The 4,384-nt window shown below is 64.0% G+C and carries 4 protein-coding genes; 2 read left to right on the plus strand and 2 right to left on the minus strand.

Annotation, left to right across the window (positions count from 1 at the left end; all coding sequences use genetic code 11):
* The coding region (locus VDP82_RS14455; RefSeq protein ID WP_323015541.1) for a hypothetical protein at window positions 1–385 on the minus strand (385 nt) is incomplete at its 3' end.
* Between the two features lie 195 nt (window positions 386–580).
* Between VDP82_RS14455 and VDP82_RS14460 the strand changes: the two genes are divergently transcribed.
* A complete protein-coding gene (locus tag VDP82_RS14460) occupies window positions 581–1,618 on the plus strand; it encodes a glycosyltransferase family 2 protein (protein WP_323015543.1) in 1,038 nt (345 codons plus the stop codon).
* On the opposite strand, the gene VDP82_RS14465 is transcribed toward VDP82_RS14460, so the two are convergent.
* Entirely contained in the window at window positions 1,615–3,513 is a 1,899-nt protein-coding gene (locus tag VDP82_RS14465) for a diguanylate cyclase (RefSeq protein ID WP_323015542.1), read from the minus strand. The genes VDP82_RS14460 and VDP82_RS14465 overlap by 4 nt on opposite strands.
* 257 nt (window positions 3,514–3,770) lie before the next feature.
* On the opposite strand from VDP82_RS14465, the gene VDP82_RS14470 reads away from it, so the two are divergent.
* Window positions 3,771–4,384, plus strand: a 614-nt coding sequence (locus VDP82_RS14470; protein ID WP_416347125.1) for a substrate-binding domain-containing protein, incomplete at its 3' end; no start/stop codon positions are given.

The following is a 4,384-nucleotide window of genomic DNA, read 5'->3' on the forward strand; positions in this document are numbered from 1 at the left end:
CCTTCGCCAATTTCTTGTCTTTCGCCAAGTGCCAGATTCGGGTGCGAAGGGCATCGCGGTTCACCGGCCCCCAGCCCTTGGCTTCGATGGCGTCAGTAACTTCGCGCGGCTCCATACCGCGTCCCATTTCTCGGAACACCTGGAGAATCATTTCCGTAGTCGTGGCAGGTTTCGTTGCATCGCCCCGAGCGACCGCCTCCGGCTGCCCGACTGGCGCGCTAGCCGTAATGCGTTCTGCCCCGCCCATGCGGGCGAATGTCCTCTCGGTCGCGGCTAGGTCGCCAAGCTCGGACTCAAGTTCCGCCCTAAGGGCGTCGAGGTCCGAAAGCTGTTTGCCAACTTCGGCCCGGCGGCGCTGGATGGTTTCGAGTGTGATCGAGTTCATGGTTAACCCCTTCGCGTGATTCCCCTGTTAAAGCGTTCCGTTACGAACGTCAACGGGTATGGAGAACGGGGAAGGGGTTTGTTCGCCTTATGAGCCGACTTTGCGAACACATAAGGAAGCCTTTATATGAAGGCCGATGAGCGCCTAGGTGTGACTGCTACATAATAGCGCGACTACCCGGCGGCCCGGCTCGACATCAAATTCGTGGTCGAGGCCCAGTCAGCGGCTACGGTGGCCGCGGTGCGGGCGCAATTGGGCGATCCACAATTCTCTCTCGTGGCCGTGCCCGATGCCGCTCCGCGCACCAAGCCCAAGGCGCTCGATTTTGCCCTGCCGCTCTGTCGGGGCCAGCATGTCGTGGTGTTCGATGCCGAGGACAGGCCCGAGCCTGACCAGCTCTGGAAGGCGGCGCTGCGGTTCCGCGAAGAGCCCGATATCGTGTGCCTGCAGGCGCCGCTGGTGATCGACAACGGCCGCGACACTCCGTTGGCCGCGCTCTTCGCCGGCGAATATGCCAGCCTTTTTGGCGTATTCCTCCCGGCCCTGACGCGCTGGCGCTGGCCGGTGCCGCTGGGTGGAACCTCCAACCATTTCTGCATCGATGCGCTGCGCCGGCTGGGCGGTTGGGACGCCTTCAATGTCACCGAGGACGCCGATCTGGGCATGCGGCTGGCACGCCGGCGCCTGCGCGTGGAGATGCTCGATGCAGCCACCCACGAAGCCGCCCCCACCCATTTTCGCCCTTGGCTGGGCCAGCGCACTCGCTGGATGAAGGGCTGGATGCAGACCTTCATCGTCCATAATCGCGATCCGGGACGACTGCTGGCCGAAATGGGGCCGCTGCGCTTTCTCGCCTTTCAGGTGCTGGTGCTGGGCATGATCCTGGCGCCGGTGCTCCATTGCGCCTATGCCGCGCTGCTTGTGTGGCTTTGGTTCGGCGGGCATCTGGGGTGGGACGGCTCGCCGCTGGGTGTCTACTACATGGCGCTTCTCGGCCTGGGTTATGGCAGTACGCTGGCCATGACCGTGCTGGGCCTGATGCGGGTGGGAAGGCTGCATCTGCTGCCCAGTCAGATATTGCTGCCCTTTTATTGGCTGCTCATGGGGCTGGCGACGTTTCGCGCGGCTCGCGAATTGCTGGTCGCGCCCTTTTACTGGTTCAAATCGCCCCACCGCCCGGTCAAGGTCGCTGTTCCTCCGGGCCATTCCGCGCCGGCCGAGGCCCGGCGTTAATCCTGAGCGTATTTCTGCCGAAGAGGGGAAACCCGCCGCCCATAGACGCGATCGCGCCCGGCGGCCTTGGCGCTATAAAGGGCTTCATCTGCCGTTTCGATCAGTTCGGCGGCGCTGCGCCGAAGATTGTCGGGCATATAGGTGGCCACCCCGATGCTGACGGTCAGGATGCCGCGCTCGCAGGCCGCATGGGGCAGGCGCGAGGCGGCCATGGCCTTGCGGAAGCCCTCGGCCACCAGATAGGCCCCGTCCTCGTCGGTATCGGGAAGGATGGCGGCGAATTCCTCCCCGCCATAACGGGCCGGGAGGTCGGCCGGGCGCTTGAGGGCCGAGCGCAGTTGCAGGCTCACCTGTTTCAGGCAGACATCGCCGGCCGGATGGCCATAGTAGTCATTATAGTCCTTGAAGTGGTCGACATCGATGAGCAACAGGCTGAGCGGGGTGCCGTTGCGCACGCTGCGGGCGATCTCGGTGTCGAGCGCGGCATCGAAGGCGCGCCGATTGGGCAGGTCGGTCAGCCCGTCGGTGCGCGCCTGATGCCTGAACCGGTCGGTGGCCGATTTCAGCTCCATCTCGGTCTGCTTGATGCGAGTGACGTCGGCCACCACCACCATGGTGCGGCCCTGGCTGGTGGGACGGGTGCGCACCTGAAGCCAGCGCCCGTCGACCAGATTGATCTCCGCCTCGCTCTCGTTGAAGAGGTTGTCATAGATGGCGTCGATCCAGGCCTGGACGTCCTTTGTGGGTGCGTTCGTCTGCTCGCCGCTGGCAATCACGGCTTCCAGGATGGTGCGATAGGAGGCGCCCGGCTTGCGCAGATGGCCGGTGAGGGGGAAGCTCGTCTGGTATTGGGTGTTGCAGAATTGCAGCCGCCCGTCATGGCCGAATACCGCCAGACCGTCCGACATTTCGGTCAGCGCGTGGCTCAGCACTTTGCCGTTCTCTGCCAGGTCCTGCTGCATGGTGCGCTCGCGGGTGATGTCCCAGCCAATTCCCACCGCCCCGATCAGCGCGCCATCAGGTCCAAAAAGCGGGGTCTTGCTGGTGCTCAGCCAGCGGACATGCCCCTGGCTGTCCTCCAGCCGGTCCTCGACGCAGCGCGAGGCCTCGCTTTTGTCCATCACGTCGCGGTCGGAGGCGAGCAGGGCGCTGGGATGGGCGGGCGGCGGCAGCTTGGCTTCATCCGCCCCCACCATTTGCGAGGGCGAGCTATAGCCATTAAGGCGCGCAAAGGCCTGGTTGACCGCCACGAAGATGCCGTAGCGGTTCTTGACATAGGCGTAGTGGGGCACCTGGCTGATGGCGGCGGCGAGAAGGTCGCGCTCGGCCGCTATGCGCTCGGCGGTGAAGAGGATGAGGCCGGCGAGACTTGTCGCCAGCAGGTTGAGCACCATGACCGGCAGCAGCAGGTTCATGCCGATGCCGTCATGCAGGAAATTCAGCAGCCAGAGCAGCAGCGCGCCCGAAGCGAGCGCGATCACGCAACTCAGCACCAGCCAGCGCAGGCTGGTCATCTGGTGGCGACCCAATATGACGCGCCCCGCCAGTCCCACCGTCGTGGCGAAAAGAATGATGAGCAGGCCCGCCGCAATGCCCGGCCCGCCCACCGCTATGCGCCATATGCTGGTAATCGCCACGGAGATGATCGCTGCCAGCGGGCCGCCGAAAAAAGCTGAAACAGCCAGCGGCGCGGCCCGCAGGTCGATGATGACGCCGGGCAGGATTTCCGTTCCCAACGCGATGGAGGTGACCGCGCCGGCGCCCATGGCCACGCCGAACAGGGCGTTGCGGCCGCCATTGGGCAAGCCGCGCAGCCAGAAGTGCATGTGGCCCCAGCCAAAGGCAAACAGGGCCACGACGGCGAAATTGCCGGCCAATGCCTGCCAGGATGCCATCAAATGCGGTTCCTCAGCTCGATCCGGGCGCGACTGCCCATAAGCCTAGAGGATAATCTGTAAGTGTTTGCCATTCCTGAAGATCAAAGTCGCATTGCAAGAGGTGGAGCGGGCCGGAAATCCGGCGCTGCCGGGGCCGCATTTTCCCTATTTACATATAATAATACTTTATGTAGCGTCCACGGCATCGTCGCAGGTGAAGACGCCGCGACGGTCATTTTTGGGAGGACATCGTGACCATTTTCACCAAGCTCGCCATTGCGGCGGGCCTCGCTACCGCTTTGACGTCCGTCGCCATCGCGCAGGACAATCTCAAGGGCCTGACCGTCGGCTTCAGCCAGATCGGCTCGGAATCGGGCTGGCGCGCCGCCGAGACCTCGGTGACCAAACAGCAGGCCGAAGCCCTGGGCATCGATCTCAAATTCGCCGATGCCCAGCAAAAGCAGGAAAACCAGATCAAGGCCATTCGTGGTTTCATCGCCCAGGGGGTGGACGCGATCCTTGTCGCCCCGGTGGTTGCCACCGGCTGGGAGGACGTGCTGGCGGAGGCCAAGGAAGCCGAAATCCCCGTCCTGCTGCTCGACCGCGGCGTCGATGCGCCCGATGATCTCTATTTCACCGCCGTCATGTCCGACCAGATCCTGGAAGGCCGTGTCGCCGGCGACTGGCTGGTGAATGCCGTGGGCGACGCCGACTGCAAGGTGGTCGAGCTCCAGGGCACCGTGGGCTCCACCCCGGCCATCAATCGCAAGAAGGGCTTCGAGGAAGCCATTGCCGGCCACGACAACATCTCCATCGTGCGCAGCCAGACCGGCGATTTCACCCGCGCCAAGGGCAAGGAAGTGATGGAAGGCTTCATCAAGGCCGAAAA

This window comes from Devosia sp., from assembly GCF_034675085.1.
Taxonomy (GTDB): domain Bacteria; phylum Pseudomonadota; class Alphaproteobacteria; order Rhizobiales; family Devosiaceae; genus Devosia.